The 22,552-nt window shown below is 66.2% G+C and carries 18 protein-coding genes and 1 other RNA gene; all 19 read right to left on the reverse strand.

The genetic code is table 11. From position 1 onward, the window contains the following. Positions 1 to 64: 64 nt before the first annotated feature. The 19 genes from ftsA to OSH10_RS00905 all read right to left on the reverse strand — a co-directional run bounded on the left by ftsA (position 65) and on the right by OSH10_RS00905 (position 22,427). A complete protein-coding gene (gene ftsA / locus OSH10_RS00815; RefSeq protein ID WP_407660645.1) occupies positions 65 to 1,357 on the reverse strand; it encodes a cell division protein FtsA in 1,293 nt (430 codons plus the stop codon). A gap of 29 nt (positions 1,358 to 1,386) precedes the next feature. Beyond that, entirely contained in the window at positions 1,387 to 2,244 is an 858-nt protein-coding gene (locus tag OSH10_RS00820; RefSeq protein ID WP_266329551.1) for a cell division protein FtsQ/DivIB, read from the reverse strand. Between the two features lie 47 nt (positions 2,245 to 2,291). Further along, a complete protein-coding gene (locus tag OSH10_RS00825) occupies positions 2,292 to 3,215 on the reverse strand; it encodes a D-alanine--D-alanine ligase (protein ID WP_266329552.1) in 924 nt (307 codons plus the stop codon). Positions 3,216 to 3,352: 137 nt separating this feature from the next. Beyond that, positions 3,353 to 6,115 carry an autotransporter outer membrane beta-barrel domain-containing protein gene (locus OSH10_RS00830; protein ID WP_266329553.1) on the reverse strand — a complete coding sequence of 921 codons (2,763 nt, stop codon included), beginning with the start codon at positions 6,113 to 6,115 and terminating at the stop codon, positions 3,353 to 3,355. A gap of 85 nt (positions 6,116 to 6,200) precedes the next feature. Continuing rightward, the gene (gene murC / locus OSH10_RS00835) at positions 6,201 to 7,613 is read right to left on the reverse strand and encodes a UDP-N-acetylmuramate--L-alanine ligase (RefSeq protein WP_266329554.1); all 1,413 of its coding nucleotides are present in this window, start codon (positions 7,611 to 7,613) and stop codon (positions 6,201 to 6,203) included. 3 nt (positions 7,614 to 7,616) lie between these two features. Continuing rightward, positions 7,617 to 8,735 carry an undecaprenyldiphospho-muramoylpentapeptide beta-N-acetylglucosaminyltransferase gene (gene murG / locus OSH10_RS00840; protein WP_266329555.1) on the reverse strand — a complete coding sequence of 373 codons (1,119 nt, stop codon included), beginning with the start codon at positions 8,733 to 8,735 and terminating at the stop codon, positions 7,617 to 7,619. A gap of 4 nt (positions 8,736 to 8,739) precedes the next feature. Continuing rightward, a complete protein-coding gene (gene ftsW / locus OSH10_RS00845) occupies positions 8,740 to 9,900 on the reverse strand; it encodes a putative lipid II flippase FtsW (RefSeq protein WP_266329556.1) in 1,161 nt (386 codons plus the stop codon). Then, complete coding sequence (gene murD / locus OSH10_RS00850; protein ID WP_266329557.1) at positions 9,900 to 11,300, reverse strand: UDP-N-acetylmuramoyl-L-alanine--D-glutamate ligase; 1,401 nt, start codon at positions 11,298 to 11,300, stop codon at positions 9,900 to 9,902. Before murD ends, ftsW begins: the two co-directional genes overlap by 1 nt. 7 nt (positions 11,301 to 11,307) lie before the next feature. Beyond that, positions 11,308 to 12,393, reverse strand: coding sequence for a phospho-N-acetylmuramoyl-pentapeptide-transferase (gene mraY / locus OSH10_RS00855; RefSeq protein ID WP_266329558.1), 1,086 nt, complete (start codon positions 12,391 to 12,393; stop codon positions 11,308 to 11,310). Continuing rightward, positions 12,393 to 13,844, reverse strand: coding sequence for a UDP-N-acetylmuramoylalanyl-D-glutamyl-2,6-diaminopimelate--D-alanyl-D-alanine ligase (locus tag OSH10_RS00860; protein ID WP_266329559.1), 1,452 nt, complete (start codon positions 13,842 to 13,844; stop codon positions 12,393 to 12,395). The genes mraY and OSH10_RS00860 overlap by 1 nt, the downstream gene beginning before the upstream one ends. Further along, on the reverse strand, positions 13,841 to 15,301 hold the full coding sequence (locus tag OSH10_RS00865; RefSeq protein ID WP_266329560.1) for a UDP-N-acetylmuramoyl-L-alanyl-D-glutamate--2,6-diaminopimelate ligase: 1,461 nt from the start codon (positions 15,299 to 15,301) through the stop codon (positions 13,841 to 13,843). The genes OSH10_RS00860 and OSH10_RS00865 overlap by 4 nt, the downstream gene beginning before the upstream one ends. 85 nt (positions 15,302 to 15,386) lie before the next feature. Further along, the gene (locus OSH10_RS00870) at positions 15,387 to 17,120 is read right to left on the reverse strand and encodes a peptidoglycan D,D-transpeptidase FtsI family protein (protein ID WP_266329561.1); all 1,734 of its coding nucleotides are present in this window, start codon (positions 17,118 to 17,120) and stop codon (positions 15,387 to 15,389) included. Further along, positions 17,117 to 17,575, reverse strand: coding sequence for a cell division protein FtsL (gene ftsL, locus OSH10_RS00875; RefSeq protein WP_266329562.1), 459 nt, complete (start codon positions 17,573 to 17,575; stop codon positions 17,117 to 17,119). Before ftsL ends, OSH10_RS00870 begins: the two co-directional genes overlap by 4 nt. Beyond that, the gene (rsmH, locus tag OSH10_RS00880) at positions 17,575 to 18,600 is read right to left on the reverse strand and encodes a 16S rRNA (cytosine(1402)-N(4))-methyltransferase RsmH (protein WP_266329563.1); all 1,026 of its coding nucleotides are present in this window, start codon (positions 18,598 to 18,600) and stop codon (positions 17,575 to 17,577) included. Before rsmH ends, ftsL begins: the two co-directional genes overlap by 1 nt. Then, positions 18,597 to 19,070 carry a division/cell wall cluster transcriptional repressor MraZ gene (locus OSH10_RS00885; protein ID WP_266329564.1) on the reverse strand — a complete coding sequence of 158 codons (474 nt, stop codon included), beginning with the start codon at positions 19,068 to 19,070 and terminating at the stop codon, positions 18,597 to 18,599. Before OSH10_RS00885 ends, rsmH begins: the two co-directional genes overlap by 4 nt. Before the next feature lie 556 nt (positions 19,071 to 19,626). Then, positions 19,627 to 20,016, reverse strand: an RNA gene (rnpB, locus tag OSH10_RS00890) — RNase P RNA component class A. Positions 20,017 to 20,250: 234 nt separating this feature from the next. Further along, entirely contained in the window at positions 20,251 to 20,757 is a 507-nt protein-coding gene (locus OSH10_RS00895) for a lytic transglycosylase domain-containing protein (protein WP_266329565.1), read from the reverse strand. A gap of 171 nt (positions 20,758 to 20,928) precedes the next feature. Beyond that, positions 20,929 to 21,711: an N-acetylmuramoyl-L-alanine amidase gene (locus OSH10_RS00900; RefSeq protein WP_407660663.1), complete on the reverse strand. Its 783-nt coding sequence runs from the start codon at positions 21,709 to 21,711 to the stop codon at positions 20,929 to 20,931. Further along, positions 21,711 to 22,427, reverse strand: a complete 717-nt coding sequence (locus tag OSH10_RS00905) for a J domain-containing protein (RefSeq protein WP_266329566.1) — start codon at positions 22,425 to 22,427, stop codon at positions 21,711 to 21,713. The genes OSH10_RS00900 and OSH10_RS00905 overlap by 1 nt, the downstream gene beginning before the upstream one ends. Positions 22,428 to 22,552: the final 125 nt, after the last annotated feature.

The following is a 22,552-nucleotide window of genomic DNA, read 5'->3' on the forward strand; positions in this document are numbered from 1 at the left end:
GTTCCCCGACCATATTTCCGTCAAACTGAAACGCCCCGCCGCGGGCGCCCCATCTTGTTGCTTCTTAGAAACTTTCACGAAACCAGTGACCGAAGCGGGAGAAATACCCACCCGTTCCGGTCATGGCCAATCGATGCCCCCGCATCCCCGATACCTGCTCGATCTGCGCGACCTGCGGATAGATCAGGAGACCCACCGCGGCCGAGAAGGCCGGGCCACGCGCCGCTTCCGGCAGACCCGTTACGCCGAGCGGACGACCGAGCCGGACATTGCGGGCAAGAATCCGCCGCGCCGCCTCGGTGATCCCTGTCAACTGGCTGGCGCCGCCGGTCAGGACGATGCGCCGGCCAACCATGGTCTGGAAGCCGGAGGCATTCAGCCGGTCACGGACGAGCTCCAGGATTTCTTCGATGCGCGCGCGGATGATGCGCGTCAGCGCCGAGCGCGGGATCTGGTTCGGCAGGTCGCGGTCGTCGTCGCCGATAGGCGGCACCGAGAGGATATCGCGATCGTCCGACACGCTCGGCAGCGCGCTGCCATGCATGGTCTTCAGCCGCTCGGCATCGTCGATCCGGGTCGACAGACCGCGCGCGATGTCGGTGGTGACATGCTGCCCGCCGATGGCGATCGCGTCGGCATGCACGAACTGTCCGTCCATGAAGACGGAGATCGTCGTGGTGCCGCCGCCGAGATCGACGCAGGCAACCCCCAGTTCCGTCTCGTCATCGACAAGCGCCGAAAGGCCGGAAGCATAGGGCGTGGCAACCATCGCCTCGACCGAGAGGTGGCAGCGGCCGATGGCGAGTTCCAGATTGCGCAGCGGCGCGTTCTCGCCGGTGACGACATGCATGTCGACGCCGAGACGCTCGCCCAGCATGCCGCGCGGATCACGGATGCCGCCATTGCCGTCGATCGCATAGCCGATCGGCAGGGAATGGATGACCGCGCGATCCTCCGTGACGGAGTGTTCGCGACCGGCGGCCAGAACCCGCTTGATATCCGCCTCGACCACTTCATGGCCGGCCAGGGCGACGCTGGCCGAAAACGCCTCGCTCGCCAGACGGCCACAGGAGACATTCACGATCAGCGACTCGACGGTCACGCCGGCCATGCGCTCGGCAGCATCCACGGCCAGGCGAATCGCCTGCTCGGCCTTGTCGAGATCGACGACGACGCCCGACTTGATGCCGCGCGAACGCTGATGGCCGATGCCGAGAACCTCGACCGCATGGGTGCGGCCGGGCAGGACGTCGCCGACCTCGCGCGGCTTCAGCCGGGCGATCAGGCAGCAGATCTTCGAGGATCCGATATCGAGAATCGAGACGACCGTGCTCTTCTTGGCGGGCAGAGGACGCATGCGGCTGTCGGATGACACAAAAAGGGACATCAGGTGCTCGCTCCCTTACGCTTGGCGAGCTTCTCGCGTTCCTTGATGGCGACCGTGCGGCGCGCGGCCGCTTCCGGCGTCATGCGCACGAACATGCGGTCGGCGAGACGGAGATCGATGCTGACGATATCCTTCGACAGCAGGCCGTCCCTGGCGTCGAGCTGGGCGACGAGGGCGAGCGCGGCCTCGGGCTTGTCCTGCGGCAGCATCAGCGTCACGCCATTGTCGAGCATCAGGTTCCAGCGGCGCTCCGAGATCAGCACGGCGGCGCGCAGGCGCGAGCGGATCGAGGAAGCGGTATCGGCAAGCGCGATGGCCTCGCCGGCGCGCTTGTCGGCGCCCTGCCCCACGACGCGGATCAGGTCCTGGTAGTGGACCTCGGATGCGTCGCCGATGACGCGGCCGGACTCGTCGATGACCGAGACGGTCTGGTCGCGCTGCCACATGACGTAGGGCTTGCGCTCGTCGATGGTGATCTTGAGGGTCGCCGGGTAGATCTTGCGCAGGGTCGCAGTCTCGACCCAGGGCAGAGTCTCGACGCGTTCCCGCGCGGCCGCCAGGTCGAAGGTTGCCAGCGACGCCTGCGGCGGCAGCTCGAGACGGTTCAGCACCGCGATCTCGGAGGTCTCGGTCTGGCCGGTGATGCGGACGGACTCGATCGCGAGGCCCGAAACCGAGCTCAGCCAGGTCACGGTCTCGCCGACGCGGTCGGCGGAGATGATCCCGGCAAGGCCCGTCGCCGCGAACAGCAGCGCCGTACCCTTGAGACCGGCGTGGCGCGGCACGCGCCAATCGATGCGCGAGAAGGCACGGATCCGCCGACGCAGCCAGGGCGACAGTTTCAGGCCAGCGGCCATCTCCGTTGCCGGCGCATCGCCTGCCGTTTCCCTGCCGGTTCTCGGGCTTATCTGCCGCAAGACGCGTCCTCCACCATCCAACTCACCAAAGCCGGGAAATCAATTCCCGCGTAGCGCGCCATATCCGGGACCAGCGACGTCGCCGTCATGCCCGGCTGGGTATTCACTTCGAGGCAGACCAGCTGCCCCGTGCCGCCCGGGCCATCGTCGTATCGGAAGTCGGCCCGGCTGATGCCGCGACACCCGAGAGCCCGATGCGCCCGTACCGCTAGATTCTGTATACTTTGGTAAATATTTGGTGAAAGCGGCGCCGGAATAACGTGGCGCGCGCCGTTCTCGGAATACTTGGAATCATAGTCGTACCAGCCGCCCTCGGCCGTCACGAGCTCAATGATATCAAAGGCTTCATCGCCTCGAACGCCGCAGGTGAGCTCGCGTCCTCCGACGTAACGCTCGACCATAACGGTCTCGCCGAAGGCCCAGTCATCCGCAAATAATTGTTGAGGCGGGTTAATCGCGTCCTCGCGGACGATCAGCACGCCGAAGCTCGATCCTTCCGCAACCGGCTTGACGACATAGGGCGGCTCCATCGCATGGGCGCGGGCCGCTTCCAGGCGGTGGATGAGCAGCGAGTCGGCGACCGGAATTCCGGCGGCCTGCATGACGTCCTTGGCGCGCGCCTTGTTCATCGCGAGGGCCGAGGCGAGCACGCCGGAATGCGTATAGGGGATGCCGAGGATCTCGAGCACGCCCTGGATCGCGCCATCCTCGCCGAACGGGCCGTGCAGCGCATTGAAGGCGACGTCGGGTTTCAGCTTCGCCAGGACCTCGGCGATGTCCCGCTGCACGTCGACGCGCGTGACCCGGTAGCCGGCCTGCTCCAACGCATCGGCGCAGCCATTCCCCGAATTGAGCGACACCGGCCGTTCACTGGACCACCCGCCCATCAGGACGGCGACATGCTTCGCCAAAACGCATTCCTTCCACCGAATCGTATGGTCGGAATATCTACGAAAAATGGTAAAGAAGCGTTAACCAACCGAGATCGTGAACGTGAAAAAGGCGGCCCTTTGCGGGGCCGCCCTGCCGACTGAGTCAATCGGTCGCGTCAGAACCGGATCTCGCCATTGAGCTTCACGGCGTTCGACGTGGAGCCGTCGCCGAACGAACCCGCATAGGTCAGTCCGAGATTGACGTTGGCATTCACGGCGACGTCGAGACCGGCTTCCAGCAACAGGCTGTCACGGGCGATCGGCGCGCCATCGACGGTAAAGCCGGTGCCGGCGCCGCTGAAGGCAAGCGCGGCTTCGGGGATATCCTGGAAGGCATGGCGCCAGCCCAGCATGCCGCGCGGCGCCACCTTGACGCCTCCGACCACCATCTCGGTCGAGGCCCGGACACCGAGCGTCGTGTAGGGCGTGTCGAACGAGGCGCCGTCGGAGCCCAGGCCCGTTACCGGCGCGTTGGTCTCCGTGAAGCCATCGGCGTCGACCTTCACCCAGCCGATGCCGGCGAAGGGCTCGAGCGTCGACGCGCCGAACTGGCTCTCGTAGCCGAGCTCGGCAAAGAGATTGGCCGTGGTCGCGTCATAGGACGCCTCCGGCCGCTCGACGAGATCGCCCAGGACGGTCGTGCGCTTGGTGTCGATCGAGCTCCAGGCGATCGAGGCGCCGCCGCGCAGGCGGAACTGGTCGAAGCGCGCGCCGCCATAGAGCGCCAGCAGGCCGGTATCGATGTCGGCCGAGGACGCGCGGCCGTCGACATCGGTGGAACCGCGGCTGTAGCCGCCGGCGAGGCCCAGCGTGTAGCCTTCGCCGGTCAGGTCGGCGCCGACCAGCACGCCGCCCAGACTGGTATCGACGCCCGCCGCGTTGCCAACGCCATCGGTCGAGGTCCAGGCGCCGAAGGCCTGCGTCCAGGCGGAATAGCCCATGTCGGCCGGCGTCAGCGCGCCGAAGGCCGAATTGCCCTTCCCTTTCGGCTCCTCGCCATAAGCCAGCGGAGCCGCGGAATTCGCCGGCGCCCTGGCGGCGCCGATCCGCGACAGGCGCGAGAGGATCGCGAGTTCCGCCTGCATGGATTGCTGCGCCAGCGCGCCGGTGACATCGGCGTGGACCTCGCCATCGAGCAGCGCGAAGGAATTCGCCAGCGCCGCCGGATCCTCGGCGCCGAACACCCAGCGATAGATCTCGCCATTGCCGTTGGCGGCGTCGATGGCGTTGGCAACGGCGCGCTGATTGGCGGATTCCGCCACGCTGGCAAAGGCGACATCGTTGCGATCGAGCGTCACCGAGACCGTGTTGGCGTCGCCGCCCAGCGTCGGATCAATGAACAGGAAATCGGAACTGACGGTCAGCGTGTCGAAGCGCGTGCCCTCGATGCCGCCGGTGGCGTTGATCAGCGTGTAGCGGCTGCCGAGCGTATAGGGGCCCTTCTCCGTCGTCAGGGCGATGGTGCCGCCATCCAGCGTGGCAACGCCGTCGACATTGAGCTGGCCATGATCGCCATTGCCGGCAATGGAGGCGTTCAGGGTCTGGAAGTTGTCGAGCGAGCCGACCGTCGACGTGCCGTAGTCGGCCAGGGTCAGCGAATTCGAGCCCGTCTCTCCGTCGAGCAACCCGTCGATCGACTGCCCTGCATAGAGCGTGACGGCATCATTGCCGCCGCCCAGCCGCACGTCGCCGACGATATCGCCCTTGTTGACGAGCCTGTCGTTCCATTCGCCGGTCAGGGTGATCGCCTGGCCGATGTCGCTGGAGATCTCGCCTTCATTGTAGATCGAGGTCGCCGCAAAGGCCGCGCCCCCCTCGCTGTCATCGACGAGGATGCCGCGCTGGACGCTGTGGATGACGCCGTCGGCATAGTTGTTGATCGTGCCGCCGCCGATCGAGACGGCGTCGGAGATGTTGGGGTCGGTGAGGACCCCGTCCTTGAAGCCCCGGGCGCCCAACGCCTGGATCGTGCCGTAATTCTCGATCGTGACGAGGCCATCGACATCGACGCCGTCGCCATCCGTATCGGGCGAGCTCGTGACCTGCGCCTCGCCGGAAATCAGGCCGCGGTTGACAATCGACACCGGCGTCGCCGAGCCCGAGGTGTCGAAATTGATGCCGGAGCCGTTGCGGCCGCGGATCGTCGCGCCGGCCTCGTTGACGACCGAGGCGCCGAGATCGCCGGTAATGCCGTGCTTCGAGCCCTCGATCAGCCCCCCGGCGAAGTTGTTGACGGTGCCGCCGCCCTTGTCCTGGAAGTCGATGCCATCGCCGTTGAAGCTGTTGGCGTTCGCTGTGGACTGGATCGTGCCGGAATTGCTGATCGTGGCGTTCTCGCCGGGTCGCATCACATCGGCGCCCGTGGCGGCGCTGATCACGCCCGCCGCGTAATTGTTGATGGTGATCGTGCCGCCGGTCGCCGCGTTCAGGTTGATCGCGCGGCTCGCCGTCGAGGTGATCGTGCCGTAATTCTCGACCAGCACCGTACCGCCATAGAGTGGGTTGCTGATCTGGAGCGTGTCGTCGCCGTTGCTCTCGATCCGGCCGGTCGCGCGGTTGGTCAGCGTCAGCGAATGGCTGTTGTTGGCGGTGTTGTCATTCAGTCGGATGGCGCGGTTGCCAGTCGACTTGATCGTGCCGGCATTGTCGATCGACAGGGTTGTCGAGGCGCCGTTGATGGTGACGGCGGTCGAGCTGGTCTGGAAGCTGCCGCCGCTCTCCACCGTCAGCGTGTCGGCTCCGGCCATGGTCAGCGCGGTGGTGCGCGGCGTTCCGGCGACCACGGTCGTGTCCGCGCCATACGCGGCATTGGACATGGTGGAGAGCACGCCGGTCGCGGCGAGCACCATCCAGCTTACGGAAGAGAATTTCCTGATCACGTCAAAGCCCCCGGTCTGACAACCGGGGTGCTTTACGGATTCAATATGACAGCCAGACAACAGCCGGCATCGGATGCCGGGACGGTTAGGCGATCGCGGATTGCGCCTCGAGTTCGCCCGGCAGGGCATAGGCCCAGCTGGTGATCGAGCCGGCGCCGAGGCAGACGACGAAATCGCCCGGCCTGGCGATTGCGGCGACTTCCGGAGCCAGGGCCTGCGGTCCCGCCAGCGCCCGCGCATCGCGATGACCGCGCACGAGCAGTCCCTCGACCAGATGATCGCTATCGATGCCGTCGATCGGCGCTTCGCCCGCCGCATAGACCGGCGCGACGAACACCGTATCGGCGTCGTTGAAGCAGGAGCAGAACCCGTCGAAGAGATCGCGCAGGCGCGTATAGCGGTGCGGCTGCACCACGGCGATCACCCGTCCCCGGGTCGACGCACGGGCCGCCTTGAGCACGGCGGCGATCTCGACGGGGTGGTGGCCATAATCGTCGAACACCTCGACGCCGTTCCAGGAGCCCGTATGGGTGAAGCGGCGCTTCACCCCGCCGAACGCGGCGAGGCCGGCGCGGATCGCCTCGTTCGAGATACCGAGGTGATGCGCGATGGCGATGGCGCCGGTCGCGTTCTGCACATTGTGCTCGCCCGGCATCGGCAGGACCAGGTCGACCAGTTCGTCGGTATTGCCCGTGACGCGGTCGCGGATGCTGGCGGTGAAGATCGACTTGCCGGAATCGTTGCGCAGTTCGCTGTAGCGGATGTCCGCCTGCGGGTTGGCGCCATAGGTGATGATGCGCCGGTCCTCGATCTTTCCGATCAGCGACTGCACTTCCGGATGGTCGAGGCACATCACGGCGAAGCCGTAGAACGGGATGTTCTCGATGAACTGCTTGTAGGCGTCGCGCGCCTTGTCGAAGGTGCCGTAGTGATCGAGGTGCTCGGGATCGATGTTGGTGACGAGCGCCACGTCGGCCGGCAGCTTGACGAAGGTGCCGTCGCTCTCGTCCGCCTCGACGACGACCCAGTCGCTGGCGCCCATGCGCGCATTGGTGCCGTAGGCGTTGATGATGCCGCCATTGATGACCGTCGGATCGAACCCGCCGGCGTCGAGCAGGGCTGCCACCATCGAGGTCGTCGTGGTCTTGCCATGGGTGCCGGCAATGGCGATGGCGCTCTTCAGCCGCATCAGCTCGGCCAGCATCTCGGCGCGGCGCACGACCGGCAGCAGCCGCTCGCGAGCCGCCTTCAGCTCGGGATTGCTGGCCTTGATGGCCGAGGAAACGACGACGACGCGCGCGTCGCCCAGATTGGCGGCATCATGACCGACGGCGACCGTGACGCCCTTCGCCTTCAGGCGCTGGACATTGGCGTTCTCCGCCGTATCCGAGCCCTGGACCCGGTAGCCGAGATTGACCAGCACTTCGGCGATGCCGCTCATGCCGATGCCGCCGATGCCGACGAAATGGACGGGCCCAATGTCGCGGGGCATTTTCATGACTTAAACTCCGGTCGATGCGCCGAGCCGCTCGCCGCCGGCCACGCGCTCGACCAGATCGGCCAGGCGTTCCACGGCGTCGGGGCGACCGACTGATTTGGCTGCGGCCGCCGCCTGGGCCAGACGGCCCGGCTCGGCCAGAAAGGCGGTCAATTCGCGCGACAGCCGGTCGGCTGTCAACTCGGCCTGCGGCACGACCCAGCCACCGCCGGCCTTGGCCAGCACGAGCGCATTGGCGCTCTGGTCCTGATCGATCGCGCCGGGCAGCGGCACCGTGATCGCAGGCCGGCCGATGACGGCCAGTTCGCAGACCGTCGAGGCGCCGGAACGCGAGATCACCAGATGGCTCTGCGCGATGCGGGCCGGCATGTCGGTAAAGAAGGGCGCCAGTTCCGCCGTGACGCCCAGCTTCGTATAGGCGGCGCGGACGCGGTCGATATCCTCGGGCCGGCACTGCTGCACGATAGAAAGCCGCGCGCGAGCGGTTGGATCCAGCTTCGCCAGCGCCTCGGGCAACAGATCGGAAAAGAAGCGCGCGCCCTGGCTCCCGCCGAAGATCACCAGATTGAGCGAACCGTCCGCCGCAATGCGCGGATAAGGCACCTTGCTGGCGTCGATCACCATCTGCCGGACCGGATTGCCGGTCTGCACGATCTTGCCGCCGGCGGCGCTGGCATGGCCCACTTCCGGAAAACTGGTCGCCACGGCGCTGACGCGCGAAGCAAGCAGACGATTGGCACGGCCAAGCACGGCATTGGCATCGTGGGCAATGGTCGGAATGCGCAACCGCACAGCCGCCAGGAGCGGTGGCACGGTCGGGTAGCCGCCAAAGCCGACGACCGCCGCAGGCCGCAGTCGCTTCAGCATCGCCTTGGACTGGCGATAGCCATGCCACAGGCTCAGAGCGGCGGCGAGAAAGACCTTCGGCGATTTCACCGAGGGGGTCGCCGAGCGGATGATATGTGTCTCGTCGGCAGGGAAGTTCTGGCCGTAGGTCTCGGCGCGGTGATCGGTGGCGAGATGCACCGACCAGCCCCGGCTCTTCAGGGCGTAGGCGAGCGCTTCGGCGGGGAACAGATGCCCACCCGTTCCGCCAGCGCACAGCAGGATCGTCTTTTCCATCGTCTCAGGCAGCCTTCGGACGGGTCGTCGCAAACCGGCTGAAACCGGAGGTCAGGCGGGCCGGCTCGAAGCGGCGGCGGGTCAGCGCCAGGACGAGGCCCATCTGGAACGCGAGCGCCAGCATGGACGAGCCACCATAGGAGATGAAGGGCAGCGTCATGCCCTTGGCCGGCATCAAGTTCAGGTTCACCGCCATGTTGATGACGGACTGCACGCCGAACAGCACCAGCAGGCCGGCCGAAGCCAGGCGCACGAAGGCATCCTCGTTCTTCAGGCTGTGGCTCATGCCGCGCACGACGACGAAGCCGAACATCAGCACCAGCCCCATGCACAGGATGATGCCGAACTCCTCGGCGGCGACCGCGAAGATGAAATCGGTATGGCTGTCCGGCAGGATGCGCTTGACCACGCCCTCGCCGGGGCCACGGCCGAGCCAGCCGCCATGAATGACCGAATTCAGCGCGGTATCCACCTGGAAGGTGTCGCCCGCGGCCGGATCGAGAAAGCGGTTGATGCGACCGGCGAAGTGCGGAAACACCGTATAGGCGGCAAGGATGCCGACACCGGCGAGACCGGCGAGACCGGCGATCCAGAACCAGGACAGGCCCGCCATGAAGAACACCGCCGACCAGGCGATGACCACCAGCATGGTCTGGCCGAGATCGGGCTGCGCGACCAGCAAGGCGGCCACGATCGCCAGCAGCAGCATGGCGAAGATGTTGCCCGGGATGTCGTTGCGGCGCGAATTCTCGGTGAACAGCCACGCCGACAGCACCAGGAAGGCCGGCTTGACGAATTCGGAGGGCTGCAGCGAGAAGCCGAGGATGTTGATCCAGCGACGCGCGCCCTTGACTTCCTGACCGACGAACAGCGTCGCGAACATCAGCACGATGGCAATCGCGAACACGATCAGCGCCGTGCGCCGCACATTGCGCGGCGACAGGAACGACGTGCCGATCATGATCGCGATGGTGGGCACCATGAACATGACGTGGCGCTTCACGAAGTGAAAGCTGTCGAGGCCGATGCGTTCGGCGACCGGCGGGCTGCCGGCGAGCGACAGCACGACGCCCCCGATCATCAGCGCGAGCAGCGCGAACAGAAGATATTTGTCGACCGTCCACCACCACTCGGCGAAGACACTGCGATCGGCCCGGCTGACCATCACTTAACCTCCACGAGGGCTTTGGCGCCTTCCAGCGCGAGGACGAGGGAGCGGAAATGATCGCCGCGCTTCTCGAAATTGGGATACTGGTCGTAGGAGGCACAGGCCGGCGACAGCAGGACGACGGCCTCCGCCGCACCATCCTGTGCCGCGTCGCGCGCGGCGGCAATGACGGCCGCGTCCATCGTCCCCGAGATCACGGTATCGACCTTGCCGGCGAGCGTCGCGGCGAATTCTTCCGCCGCCGCGCCGATCAGATAGGCCTTGGCGATCCGAGGGAAATAGGGCTCGAGGCTGGTGATGCCGCCGGTCTTGGGCTTGCCACCGGCGATCCAGTAGATCCGGTCGAAGCTCGCGAGGGCCTTCTCGGCCGCATCCGCGTTGGTCGCCTTGGAATCGTTGACGAACAGCACCTTGCCGATCCGACCGACTTCTTCCATCCGGTGCGCGAGGCCCGGAAAGCTTCTCAGGCCCTCGAGCATGGAAAGCTCGGACATGCCGATCGCGCGGGCAGCCGCGATGGCCGCCGCGGCGTTCTGGGCATTGTGCGCCCCGCGCAACGCGCCGATACCGCCGAGATTGGCCACCTGGCGAACCACGGTGTCGTCGGCCTCGAAAATGCGACCGTTGTCGGCATAGAAGCCGTTGGCGACGGGACGGCGAACCGAAATCCGCTCGACCGGCGTGCCGCGCTTGTCCAGATCGGAGGCAATCGTCGAGCACCAGTCGTCATCGATTCCGACCACGGCTGTCTCGGCGCCACGAACGAGCCGCGCCTTGATCGCCGCGTAGCGTTCCATCGTATCGTGCCGGTCGAGGTGATCCTCGGTCAGGTTGAGCAGGATGCCGACGGTCGGGTCGATCGTCGGCGCCAGGTCGATCTGGAAGGAAGAGCATTCGACGATATGGATGCGATCCTTGGCCGGCGGTTCGAGCGACAGGATCGCCGTGCCGATATTGCCGCCGAGCTGAACATCCCAGCCATCGGTGCGGAAGAGATGGGCGATCAGCGCCGTCGTCGTCGACTTGCCATTGGTGCCCGTGATGGCGATGAAAGGCGAGCGCGGCGCAATCGCCCGCCGCTCGCGGCAGAACAGCTCGATATCGCCGATGATCTCGATGCTGGCGGCCTTCGCAAGTTCCACCGTCCAGTGCGGCTTCGGATGCGTCAACGGCACGCCGGGAGAGAGGACGAGCGCGCCGAAGCCGCCGAAGTCGATCGAGCGCAGATCAGCGGTCGGGATACCGGCGGCGGCGGCCTTCGCCACCGAGTCTGCATTGTCGTCCCAGGCCACGACCTTCGCGCCGCCGGCGACGAGCGCCGCAGCAGTGGCAAGACCGCTGCCGCCGAGCCCGAAGACCGCGACCGACTTGCCGGCGAAGGAGGTGATCGGCGTCATTGGCGTGTTACCGGATCTTCAGGCTGGAAAGGCCGATCAGCGCGAGGACGACCGCGATGATCCAGAAACGGATCACGACCTGCGGTTCGGTCCAGCCGAGCTGTTCGAAATGGTGGTGGATCGGCGCCATCTTGAAGACGCGCTTGCCCGTCAGCTTGAACGACGCGACCTGGATGATGACCGAGGCGGCCTCGAGCACGAACAGGCCGCCGACGATGGCCAGCACGATCTCGTGCTTGGTCGCGACAGCGATGGCGCCGAGCATGCCACCGAGCGCCAGCGAGCCGGTATCGCCCATGAAGATCGCGGCCGGCGGCGCGTTGAACCAGAGGAATCCGAGGCCCGCGCCCAGCATCGCGCCGCAGAGAACGGCCAGTTCGCCGGTGCCGGGCACGAAATGGATCTGCAGGTATTCGGCGAAGATGGCGTTGCCGGAGAGATAGGCCATGACGCCGAAGGAGGCGGTGGCGACCATAACCGGCACGATGGCGAGGCCATCGAGACCATCGGTCAGGTTCACCGCATTGCCGGCGCCGACGATGACGAAGGCGCCGAAGGGAATGAAGAACCAGCCGAGATCCAGCACGAAGGCCTTCACGAAGGGAAAGGTCAGCGCGTTCGACAGCGGCCCGGTCGAAAGGTGCGAGATCGCGATGCAGGCGATCGCCGCGATCGCGAATTCGACGGCGAGGCGCGACCGCCCGGAAAAGCCCTTGTGGCTCTGCTTGGTGACCTTGAGATAGTCGTCATAGAGCCCGATCAGGCCGAAGCCGACCGTGACGCCCAGCACGGTCCAGACATAGATGCTGGAAAGATTGGCCCAGAGCAGCGTCGAGACGATCAGGCCGGAGAGGATCATCAGGCCGCCCATGGTGGGCGTGCCCTTCTTGGTCACCAGATGGCTCTGGGGACCGTCCTCGCGGATCGGCTGGCCCTTGCCCTGCTTGACCTTCAGCGCGCGGATGATGGTCGGGCCGAAAAGAAAGACGAAGATCAGCGCCGTCATCGTCGCGCCGCCCACACGAAACGTGATGTAGCGGAAGACGTTGAGGCCCGAGAATTGCGCGGAGAGATCCCCCAGCAGGTACAGCATCAGACGGGTCCTTCAGTGGCGGGATCGCTCTCGACGGGCGCCGATGCAAAACGGATTTTCAATGTCTCGACGATGGGGCCCATGCGGCTGCCATTCGAGCCCTTGACCATCACGACGTCGCCGGCGGCAAGCTCGTCGAGAAGAATCGCCTCGAGCTCATTTGCGGCCTCCGCATAATGGCCCCGCATGGCGTCCGGCAAGACCTCCCAGAGCGCCAGCATGGAGGGGCCGGCCGCATAGACCCGGTCGATACCGGCCGCCGTCAGCGGCTCGACCAGTTCGGCATGCAATCGCAGCGTGTCGTCGCCCAGCTCGCGCATATCGCCGAGCACGGCGATGCGTCGTCCCGCGCCCTCCGTCCGCGCCTGCGCCAGAACGGTGATCGCCGCGCGCATCGAAGTCGGGCTGGCATTGTAGCTCTCGTCGATCAGCGTCGCGCGGCCCTCGCCGACGACGAGTTCATGCCGGGCGCCACGACCCTTGGGCGCGCTGAGATCGCCAAGCGCCGAGGCAGCCGCAACGACATCGCCACCCATCTGCGCGACGGCGAGCAGGACGGCGAGCGCGTTCTGCACCAGATGACGCCCGGGAGCACCGATCGTGAACTCGACCAGCTGATCGAGGATCCGGGCACTGACGCGGGAATGATCCGCCTGCATGTCGAGGCCCTCGAGCCGCGCGTCGCAATCGCGGCCCGTGCCGAAGGACAACACATGGTTGATGCCGGAATCCATGGCGAGCAAAGCCAGGCGCTCGAATTGCGGACTGTCGCCATTCAGAATGACGCTGCCGCCGGGCTCGACGCCGGAAAAAATCTCGGCCTTGGCGCGGGTGATGCCGTCAATCCCATCCGGGAAGAACTCCAGATGCACCGCCTCGATGTTGGTGATGATGGCGACATGCGGGCGAACCTGCGCCACAAGCGGCGTGATCTCGCCGGCATGGTTCATGCCGATCTCGAACACGGCGAAGCGGGCATCGGCCGGCATGCGCGACAGGGTCAGCGGCACGCCCCAGTGATTGTTGAACGAGGCGGGCGAAAAATGCGTCGCCCCCTGCGCGGCCAGAACGTGGCCGAGCATTTCCTTGGTCGAGGTCTTGCCGACGCTGCCGGTCACGGCGGCGATCCGCGCGGTCGAGCGCGCCCGCGAAGCCCGGGCCAGTTCCTGCAGCGCTTCCAGCACATCCTGCACGACGACGAGCGGGATCGTCATGCGGCCGAGGCCGGCGAGCTGGTCGGAAGCGACGACGGCGACCGTCGCGCCATGCCCGGCGGCGGCGCCGACAAAGCGGTGGCCGTCGAAGCGCTCGCCGCGAATGGCGAAGAAGGCGTCGCCCGGCTGCACCGTGCGGCTGTCGATCGAGATGCCTGTGATCGCAGGGCCGGCGGCCGTCGGACGGCCCTTCATGCCGGCGACGAATTCCTCGAAACCCCAGAGCTTGCCGGTCATGTGCGCGCCTCCGCGGCGAGCGCCGCCGCGACGACCTCATGATCGGAAAAGGGCAGCGTGACGCCGTTGACGATCTGGCCGGTCTCGTGGCCCTTGCCGGCGACGCAGAGCACATCGCCCTCGCCGAGCATCGAGACCGCCTCCAGGATGGCGGTACGGCGATCGGCAATCTCGATCGCATCGGGGGCGCCGGCCAGGATCTCGGCGCGAATGCGGGCCGGATCCTCGGAACGCGGGTTATCGTCGGTGACGATGACGACGTCGGCATTGCGGTGCGCGGCCTCCGCCATCAGCGGTCGCTTGCCGGCATCGCGGTCGCCGCCGGCGCCGAACACCACGAAGAGCCGCTTGCGGGTCATCGGCCGCAGCGCGCCGAGCGCATGATCGAGCGCGTCGGGCTTGTGCGCATAATCGATGAAGACCAGCGCGCCCTTGTCGGTGACGCCGACCCGCTCCAGGCGTCCGGGCGCGCCCACCAGCGTTCCGAGCGCGTCGATGGCGACGCGCGGCTCGATGCCGGTGGCGATCGCCAGACCGGCGGCAACGAGCGCGTTGGAGACCTGGAAGGCGCCGGCCAACGGCAGGCGCACATGCATCGGCGTGCCGAAGACGTCGAGCTCGAGCGACTGGCTGTAGAGATCGGGCTCTGCCTTGACGAGACGGATCGCCCGCCCTGCCCGGCCGATATCGATCAGGCGCTGACCGCGCCGGCGCGCCACGGCCATGACCGCATCCGCATAGGGGCCATCAGCGTCGAGCACGGCGGTGCGGCCTTCCGGCAGCAGATTGCCGAACAGCTTCAGCTTGGCTTCGAGATAGTGCTCGACCGTCGGATGGTAATCCATGTGGTCGCGGCCGAGATTGGTGAAGGCGGCGGCCACCAGTCGGACGCCGTCCAGCCGATGCTGGTCGAGGCCATGGCTCGATGCTTCCAGCGCGGCGTGGGTCACGCCCTGCCGCGCGAGCCGGTCGAGAATCTGGTGCAGCTGGATCGGATCGGGGGTGGTCAGGCTGCCATAGTCGGAACCGGCCGGCGAGACGACGCCGATCGTGCCGATCGAAGCGGCCTGCTTGCCGGCGACCTCGAAGATCTGGCGCACGAAAGCCGCGACCGAGGTCTTGCCGCTGGTGCCGGTGACGGCGACGAGTTGTTCGGGCTGGAGCGGATAGAAGCGGGAAGCGAGATGCGCCAGCGCCATGCGCGGGTCGGCGGCGCGCAGCACGGGAACGCCGATGTCGTCGGGCAGGTTCGCTTCCGGACCGCAGACGACCGCCGCGGCGCCTCGCTTCACCGCATCCAGCGCAAAACGCGAGCCATCCGCCGCGACGCCCTTGAGGGCCGCGAACAGAAAGCCCGGCTGGACAGCCCGGCTGTCCGCGGTAAGGCCGGATATCTCGATCGCCGCCGCATCGGCGGAGAGCGAGAAGTCGTTGGAAGCTAGGTCACCGAGCCGCATTCTGGGGTCGAATCCTCCCGATCGTTCAAGTTTACGCCAAGGCAGGGGCGCGCGAGCCAAAAATCAGAGGCCCGCTCATCGATCCTCAATACGACACAAGCATGGCGTCGGGGTGGCTTTCGTTCTCGCTGCGCGGCTGGACGCCCAGAATGGCGGCGGCGCGGCGGATGATGCTCGAGCTGACATTGGCCGCGTTCCAGGCCGCGAGCGCCGGCAGGCCAGGCTTCTCCGGCTTCGGATCGTCGATCGAGATGAGCATCACATATTCCGGGTCGTCCATCGGGAATGCCGACAGGAACGAGTTCAGATAGTGCCCTTCGACATAGCGTCCGTTGGCGATCTTCTCGGCGGTGCCGGTCTTGCCGCCGACGACATAGCCGGGAACGTCGGCATTGCGGCCGGAGCCCTTGACGGCGTTGAAGCGGAACAGCCAGCGCATCTCGTCGCTGGTCTTCTTGGAGACCATCTGCGTCGAGTCGGCGAGTGCGTCTTCCTGCGTGCGCGGGAAGAAGGTGGGCGACAGCAGGTGGCCACCATTGACCAGGGCCGCGTCGGCGACCGCCGCCTGCATCGGCGTGATGGCGATGCCATGGCCGAAGGAGACGGTCAGCTGCGTCGCCTGGCTCCAGCGCTTGGGCACCTGCGGCGTCGCGACCTCCGGAAGATCGGTCTTCAGCCGGGTCGAGAGGCCGAATTTCTTCAGATAGGCCTGCTGTTCCTCCTGGCCGACGGCGAGCGCCATCTTGGCGGTGCCGATATTGGAGGAATACTGGAAGATTTCCGGAACGGTCAGGAAGCGGGCCTTGGCGTGGAAGTCGCGGATGACGTTGCGGCCGACATGGATCGGGAAGCGCGCATCGATGCTGTCCGTCATCTTCACGCGGCCGGAATCGAGCGCCATCGCGAAGGTGAAGCTCTTGAACACCGAGCCGAGCTCGAACGTGCCCGCCGTCAGGCGGTTGAGCCGGTCGGGCTTGTTCGCATCGACGGGATTGTTCGGATCGAAATCGGGCAGCGACGCCATGGCCATGACCTCGCCGGTCTTGGCATTGAGGATGACACCCATCGCCGCGATCGACTGGTAGCGCTGCATCGCGCCGACGAGTTCGTCGCGCAGGATGTGCTGGACGCGCAGGTCGATCGACAGCTTGACCGGCTGCATGTCGGCGCCCTTCATCGCGAAGCCGGCGCCATGCAGGTCGCCAAGGCCGCGCTCGTCGATCGCCTTCTCGATGCCGGCAATGCCCTGGTTGTCGATATTGACGAGGCCGACGATATGGGCAGCCGCGGGCCCGCCCGGATAGAAGCGGCGGTTCTCGGTCAGGAAGCCGACGCCGGGAATGCCGAGATTGTGGATCTCGGACTGCTGCTTCGGCGTGATCTCGCGCTTCACCCAGACGAAGCCGGCCTGGGTCGACAGCCTCTTGCGCAGCTGCGCCGCATCAAGGTCCGGCAGCACGCTGGTGATCAGTTCGGTCGCTTCGTCGGGATCGACGATCTTGTTCGGCTCGGCGAAGAGCGAGGCCGTCTTGATGTCGGTAGCGAGGATCTCGCCATTGCGGTCGACGATGTTGGGACGGGCGGTCGCGATGGAGGAAGCCGCGCTGCCGCGCGCGGCGGAGCCGGCCTGGTCGCTCATGCCGAGCATGACGAGCCGGCCGCCGATCACGCCGTAAACAATCATGAAGACCATCATCGTCAGCCCGATGCGGCTGCGGGTCTGGTCGTGCCGGGCCTTGCTCGCGCCCTTGAGCGCGACGTGGCGGGGACCATTGGAAGGGCTGAACATTCCGGGGCGGTCGGTCAGCGTCATCGTCATGGATTCGCTCCCGATTGAACCGCCAGGTCACGCGGACGCGGCTTGGCGATACTGGCCTGGGCGGTACTGGGTTTCGCGACGATCGGCTTGGCGATGATCGGCTTGGCCGAACCGCTCCTGGCGACGCCGCTGGTGATCATCCGGTCGAGACCGGCACCGGGCACCTCGATCGGTTTGTCCGGCACCTCGTCGAGGCTGGCGAGCTGGCGGACGTCGAGCGGGGTCAGATGCAGATAGCTGCTGTAGCGCCCGACCAGTTCCTGAAGGCGCGAAGGCTGATCCAGAACGCTCCACTCGGCCTGAAGGATGTTCATCAGATCCTTCTCGCGCGCGATGTCCCGGCGCAGTTCCATGACATGATCGGCGGCACGGCCGGCGCGATCCTTCATGGCGTAGGTCACGACGGCGCCGGCGACCATCAAGGCAACCCAGATGACATTGAGTCCCCGGAGCATTACGACCTCGCCACTTTGAATTCGGGAAGCGCCGGTACGCCGGCAGCTGCGGCTTCGAACGGACGCGACGGCGCCTCGCTCCGAATGCCGGCGCGAAGCTTGGCGGAACGGGCGCGCGGGTTGCGCGACGTTTCTTCGGGGCCGGCCACGACAGGCCCCTTCGACATCAGGGTGAAAGTCGGCGCGGCCAGGGTGCGCTCCGGCATATGCCGCGAACCGCCGGCGCGGACCTCGCTGCGCTCGGCCAGGAAGCGCTTGACGATGCGGTCCTCGAGCGAATGGAACGAGACGATGACGAGGTGCCCGCCCGGCTTCAGCACGCGCTCGGCGGCGGCCAGCGCCCGGCCAAGCTCGTCGAGCTCCTGGTTGACGTAGATGCGCAGCGCCTGGAACGTGCGGGTGGCCGGATGGATCGGATCGGTCGGCTTCTTGCCGACGACGCGCTCGACCAGGCCGGCCAGTTCGCTGGTGCGCAGATAGGGCTTGGCGACGCGGTCCTGCGTGATGGCGCGGGCGACGGCGCCGGCGCGGCGCTCCTCGCCCAGGACCGAGATGATGCGGGCGAGATCGCGCGCTTCCATCGTGTTGACGACGTCGGCGGCACTCGGCCCTTCCTGGCTCATGCGCATGTCGAGCGGACCGTCGAAGCGGAACGAGAAGCCACGCTCGGCCTCGTCGAGCTGCATCGACGAGACACCGATATCGAGCACGACGCCGTCGACCGTCTCATGCCCCTGCCCGGCCGCGATCTCGTCGAGATCGCCGAAACGGCCATGCACGAGCTGCAGCCGGCCTGCATATTCGGACACCAGCGCCTGCCCGTCGGCGATCGCGTTGGGATCGCGGTCGATGCCGATCACCGATGCGCCGGCATCGAGGATGGCGCGGCTGTAGCCGCCGAGGCCGAAGGTACCGTCGATGATGACCTTGCCGGCCGCCGGCGCGAGATGGGCCAGCACCTCGGCAAGCAGCACCGGGACGTGACGGTCCGGTCCGCCTGAAGGAGTAGCGCCGCCGGCCGTCATGCTTCCATACCTCCCGAGGAACGCGGGCCCGAACCAAGCCGGCGGCGCAGTTCGCGCACGCGGTTCTTGGCCTCGTCGCGATAGGCGACGAAACGCTCCGGTTCCCAGATCTGAAACTTGTAGCCCTGACCGACGAAGGTCACGGTGTCGCCGATGCCGGCATGGGCCTTGATCCCCTCGGACAGCGCGACGCGCCCTTCCGGATCGATCCGCAGCACTTCGCTCTCGCCGATCAGCGTCGTCGAGAGAAATTCGTGATCCTCGGAGAACGGCTCGAACAGCGTCAGGCTGGCGCGGATCTGGCTGACCAGGCGATTGCCGCCCGCATCCACCGCGTTCTGGTCCAGCGTCGGACAGCAATAAAGGCCCTCGAAACCGTCGCGCGCCAGCACCGAACGGAAAAGTGCCGGGATCGACACTCGTCCCTTCGAGTCCAGCCTGTTGGTGAAGGTTGAAACGAATTCGTCCATCACCTTTCGCGCCGGCGCTCCTCTTGAAAATGCCCAATGAACACCCGCCCGCGTAGCGAGCCGGGACAACACTCATGGGACGCGGACTGGAAACAACACCCCGACGACGCGGCATGCGACCCCACGGATCGACCTGATTTTGTCGATCGCAGCGCCCTCGAACCGGGATGATTTGGGATACCATGGGTGAATATGGGCGTCAATGGAATCGGCCCCCACGACACGCAGGCGCCCTCGCGCCGATCACACAGGGTTAAGCTTAATTTTCCGTAGCTTTTCGCGGCCCAAGCATAAGGAATCCGTATGATTTCGCGGTCGCAAGGGCCTTGGCCGCCCGGCCGGCGGATTGGCAAAGCGGTGGGAAAGCCGGAGACTCTGGCCCGAGATGCGACCGGCCCGGCGGAGTCTGGAACAGTGGTGGGACGGCCGCCCATGCGGCGGCGAAATCCATGCCCGGGGCTCCCGATGGCGCGCAGAGTCCCCGCGGCGACGCCCAAATGGCACAAGACGACCTGACCCGGCGGGCCAGGACGTCAGAAAGGCTCGGAGAAGGAAAATTGCCAGTCGGCCTATAAGCCGGGTTCTGTAGGGCGGCGGCGAACCGCCGCGTGACGACCATTCATCTTGGACGTCCGTTACCGGACGCCTCGCGCGACCAACCCGGGCGACGAACCTGGAAACAGGCTGGCTTGCGCCATGTCGCCCCTATTCGGTCTTGCTCCCGGTGGGGTTTACCGTGCCGTTCCCATTGCTGGGACCGCGGTGGGCTCTTACCCCACCCTTTCACCCTTACCCGTTGCGCGAACGCACGGGCGGTTTGCTTTCTGTGGCACTTTCCCTGGGGTCGCCCCCGCCGGGCGTTACCCGGCACCGTGTTTCCATGGAGCCCGGACTTTCCTCCCCTGCGACCTTTCGATCTTGCAGCAGCGGTCGTCCGGCCGACTGGCAATGCGGGGCTTAGGGGTGCGACGGGTGCGGGTCAAGCCCAACCAAGGGGAACTCGGTTCCCGCACCCGGTCTTGAACACGATCTAGAAGTCCTGCGGCTCACATCCTGCGCGGGCGACACCCGGGAGGGGCGTATCGAACCTGGCAGTCCTGCGTCCTTCGCCGGCGCGCGATCCTGCGGACGCGACCAGACGAGAGGCTTCAGCCGGAAGAATCCGGACGACGGTTCGAACTCAGTTCGAAGCCATGATCTGCTGGACCTTGCCGCAATAGCGCAGCGGGCCCTTGCTCATGCGTGTGGCGCCATGGCCGCCATTGTACTTGAGGATCGTGCCACACAGATCGCCGCCGGCGAGCTTGCGGGCCTGGCCGAGATACATCATGCCGTAGCGGATGTTGGTCGCGGGATCGTAGAGCGCCTTGGCGCTGCCCTTGTAGCCCATGCCGCGAGCGGTCTGGAGGCGGACCTGCATCAGGCCGATCTCGCCGACGCTGCCGGTCAGGTTGGGCTTGTAGTTGCTTTCCACCGTCACGACGGCGTGGGCCAGCGACAACGGGACATTGTTGGCGGCGGCGTGGGTGCGGATCAGATCATCGAAACTGCTGCGATCTGCGGCAGCAACACGGGTAGCATTGGACTTCAGAAGACGACCGGAGCCCGACTTGGCCGACGCGGGGGAAATGGCGAGGCTGCCGGTGGCGACGAGGGCGGCCAAGGCAAGTACGCAAAACTTCTTCATACCTGGGGGTAACTCACATCATTGACGATGCGCCGCTTGTCGTTGCCCAAGAGTCCCGAATTGGGGCACCGGAACTGAAATCACATTAAAGACTGTAACATTCCGTGATCAGGTCCCGGGCGAGGCGAATTAGTTCGCCGCCTCATGATTTTTTCGCTTCCCCAACGGCAGTTAAGTCCTTTCGGCCAAGGCCCGCCCAAGCCGATGAAGCGTCGCAATCGTAGAGGAATCGGCGATTCCATCGACCCGTGCGGGACGAAAATGACGCTGAAACGCGGTTACGACCTGTTCGGTCGCCAGATCGTAAGTGCCAGAGATCTGAAGGGGATAGCCATAGAGCGCCAGCATCGCCTGCAAGGCTTCGATCGGCGCGCCGCTTTCACCTACGCTAAAAAAACGACCACCCCGAATCGGCTCGGGCTCGACGAAGTGGCCGACGCCGGCAGAAGCGAGGCGGCCCCATGGGAACTTCTCGCCAGGGTCGCGCTTGCGTGCCGGCGCAACGTCGGAGTGCGCCAGGATTCGTTCCGGTCGAATGGGGTGTCGAGCGCAAATGTCGCAGGCCAGGGCGATCACGGATTCGATCTGGACGTCGGGAAAATCGGGATAGCCATGGTCGTGGCCCAGATTGGCGATCTCGATCCCGACCGACCGGGAGTTGATATCGCCCTCGCCGTGCCAGGAAGAGACGCCGGCATGCCACGCGCGATCGGCCTCGCGCACCAGCTGGGTGATGGTGCCGTCCTCGGCGACGACATAGTGGCAGGAGACCTGCGAGGCCGGATCCGACAGCAACTGGATCGCCGCCTCGGCCGTCTTCATGTCGGTATAATGCAGCAGCAGGATATCGATCGCGGCGCCCTCGGCGCGCGGGCCGAAATTGGGCGACGGCCGCCAGACCATGTCGGGCAGGGTCACGCCCGGAATCGTCGCCTCAGCCACGTCTTTCTCCATCATGCAAAGGCCCGCTCGCGCCGGATGCGGTCATAGGCGCCGTTCAGCGCGGCAAGCTTGGCGGTGGCGATCGCCAGGAATTCGGCCGGGACACCGCGCGCAATCAGCTTGTCGGGATGCGTCTCGGAAACGATGCGACGATAGTGCCGCTTCACGTCGTCGTTGGAGGCGCCGCGATCGATGCCCAGGATGAGATAGGGATCGCCCTCCTCCGGCACGATATGGCGGCTGCGGATACGGGCGAAGGCGGTCTCGCTGATGCCGAAGATCGACGCGACATGGTCGAGAAAGGCCAGTTCGTCCTGGTGCACCATGCCGTCGGCCTTGGCGATATGGAACAGGCCGTCGACGATGTCCTCGAACACGCTGGAGCCGGGTTCGAACAGGCTGGCAAGCTTGCGCGCATAGGCATCGAAGCCGGCGACATCCTGCTTGGCCAGGTTGAACAGCCGCGCCACGTTCTGGTGCTCGGCCGGCGGGATGTCGAACAACTGCTCGAACGCCGTGACTTCATCGCGCGTCACGACGCCATCGGCCTTGGCCATCTTGGCCGAAAGCGCGATCATCGACACGGAAAACGCCACCTGCCGCCGCTCGACGGGCGAACCGCTGAGCGCCGTGCGCACGGTCTCGATGAGATCGTCCAGGGCCCGGCCGATGGTGCAGGACCCAGGAAGCTGGCGAATGAGATCGCCGAGTCGTTGCCAGATTGTCATGGGCGAACCATAAGCATCTCGCTCGCCGAGCGCGAGAGTCCAGGGTGTCGCGCACATCGCTCGCCCCCGGATGAAACCGCGCGCTGCGGCGTCCCGTGGCACCATCCCCACGGCCCGATGCCCGT

It is taken from the genome of Kaistia defluvii (assembly GCF_026343955.1).
In the GTDB taxonomy this organism is placed as follows: domain Bacteria; phylum Pseudomonadota; class Alphaproteobacteria; order Rhizobiales; family Kaistiaceae; genus Kaistia; species Kaistia defluvii.

Excerpts from the sequence above, each read along its gene's own strand:
- ftsA (WP_407660645.1), bottom strand. The coding sequence starts at position 1,357 with ATGCGTCCTCTGCCCGCCAAGAAGAGCACGGTCGTCTCGATTCTCGAT.
- OSH10_RS00820 (WP_266329551.1), bottom strand. The coding sequence starts at position 2,244 with ATGGCCGCTGGCCTGAAACTGTCGCCCTGGCTGCGTCGGCGGATCCGT.
- murC (WP_266329554.1), bottom strand. The coding sequence starts at position 7,613 with ATGAAAATGCCCCGCGACATTGGGCCCGTCCATTTCGTCGGCATCGGC.
- murG (WP_266329555.1), bottom strand. The coding sequence starts at position 8,735 with ATGGAAAAGACGATCCTGCTGTGCGCTGGCGGAACGGGTGGGCATCTG.
- ftsW (WP_266329556.1), bottom strand. The coding sequence starts at position 9,900 with ATGGTCAGCCGGGCCGATCGCAGTGTCTTCGCCGAGTGGTGGTGGACG.
- murD (WP_266329557.1), bottom strand. The coding sequence starts at position 11,300 with ATGACGCCGATCACCTCCTTCGCCGGCAAGTCGGTCGCGGTCTTCGGG.
- mraY (WP_266329558.1), bottom strand. The coding sequence starts at position 12,393 with ATGCTGTACCTGCTGGGGGATCTCTCCGCGCAATTCTCGGGCCTCAAC.
- OSH10_RS00860 (WP_266329559.1), bottom strand. The coding sequence starts at position 13,844 with ATGACCGGCAAGCTCTGGGGTTTCGAGGAATTCGTCGCCGGCATGAAG.
- OSH10_RS00865 (WP_266329560.1), bottom strand. The coding sequence starts at position 15,301 with ATGCGGCTCGGTGACCTAGCTTCCAACGACTTCTCGCTCTCCGCCGAT.
- OSH10_RS00870 (WP_266329561.1), bottom strand. The coding sequence starts at position 17,120 with ATGACGATGACGCTGACCGACCGCCCCGGAATGTTCAGCCCTTCCAAT.
- ftsL (WP_266329562.1), bottom strand. The coding sequence starts at position 17,575 with ATGCTCCGGGGACTCAATGTCATCTGGGTTGCCTTGATGGTCGCCGGC.
- rsmH (WP_266329563.1), bottom strand. The coding sequence starts at position 18,600 with ATGACGGCCGGCGGCGCTACTCCTTCAGGCGGACCGGACCGTCACGTC.
- OSH10_RS00885 (WP_266329564.1), bottom strand. The coding sequence starts at position 19,070 with ATGGACGAATTCGTTTCAACCTTCACCAACAGGCTGGACTCGAAGGGA.
- OSH10_RS00895 (WP_266329565.1), bottom strand. The coding sequence starts at position 20,757 with ATGAAGAAGTTTTGCGTACTTGCCTTGGCCGCCCTCGTCGCCACCGGC.
- OSH10_RS00900 (WP_407660663.1), bottom strand. The coding sequence starts at position 21,711 with ATGGAGAAAGACGTGGCTGAGGCGACGATTCCGGGCGTGACCCTGCCC.
- OSH10_RS00905 (WP_266329566.1), bottom strand. The coding sequence starts at position 22,427 with ATGACAATCTGGCAACGACTCGGCGATCTCATTCGCCAGCTTCCTGGG.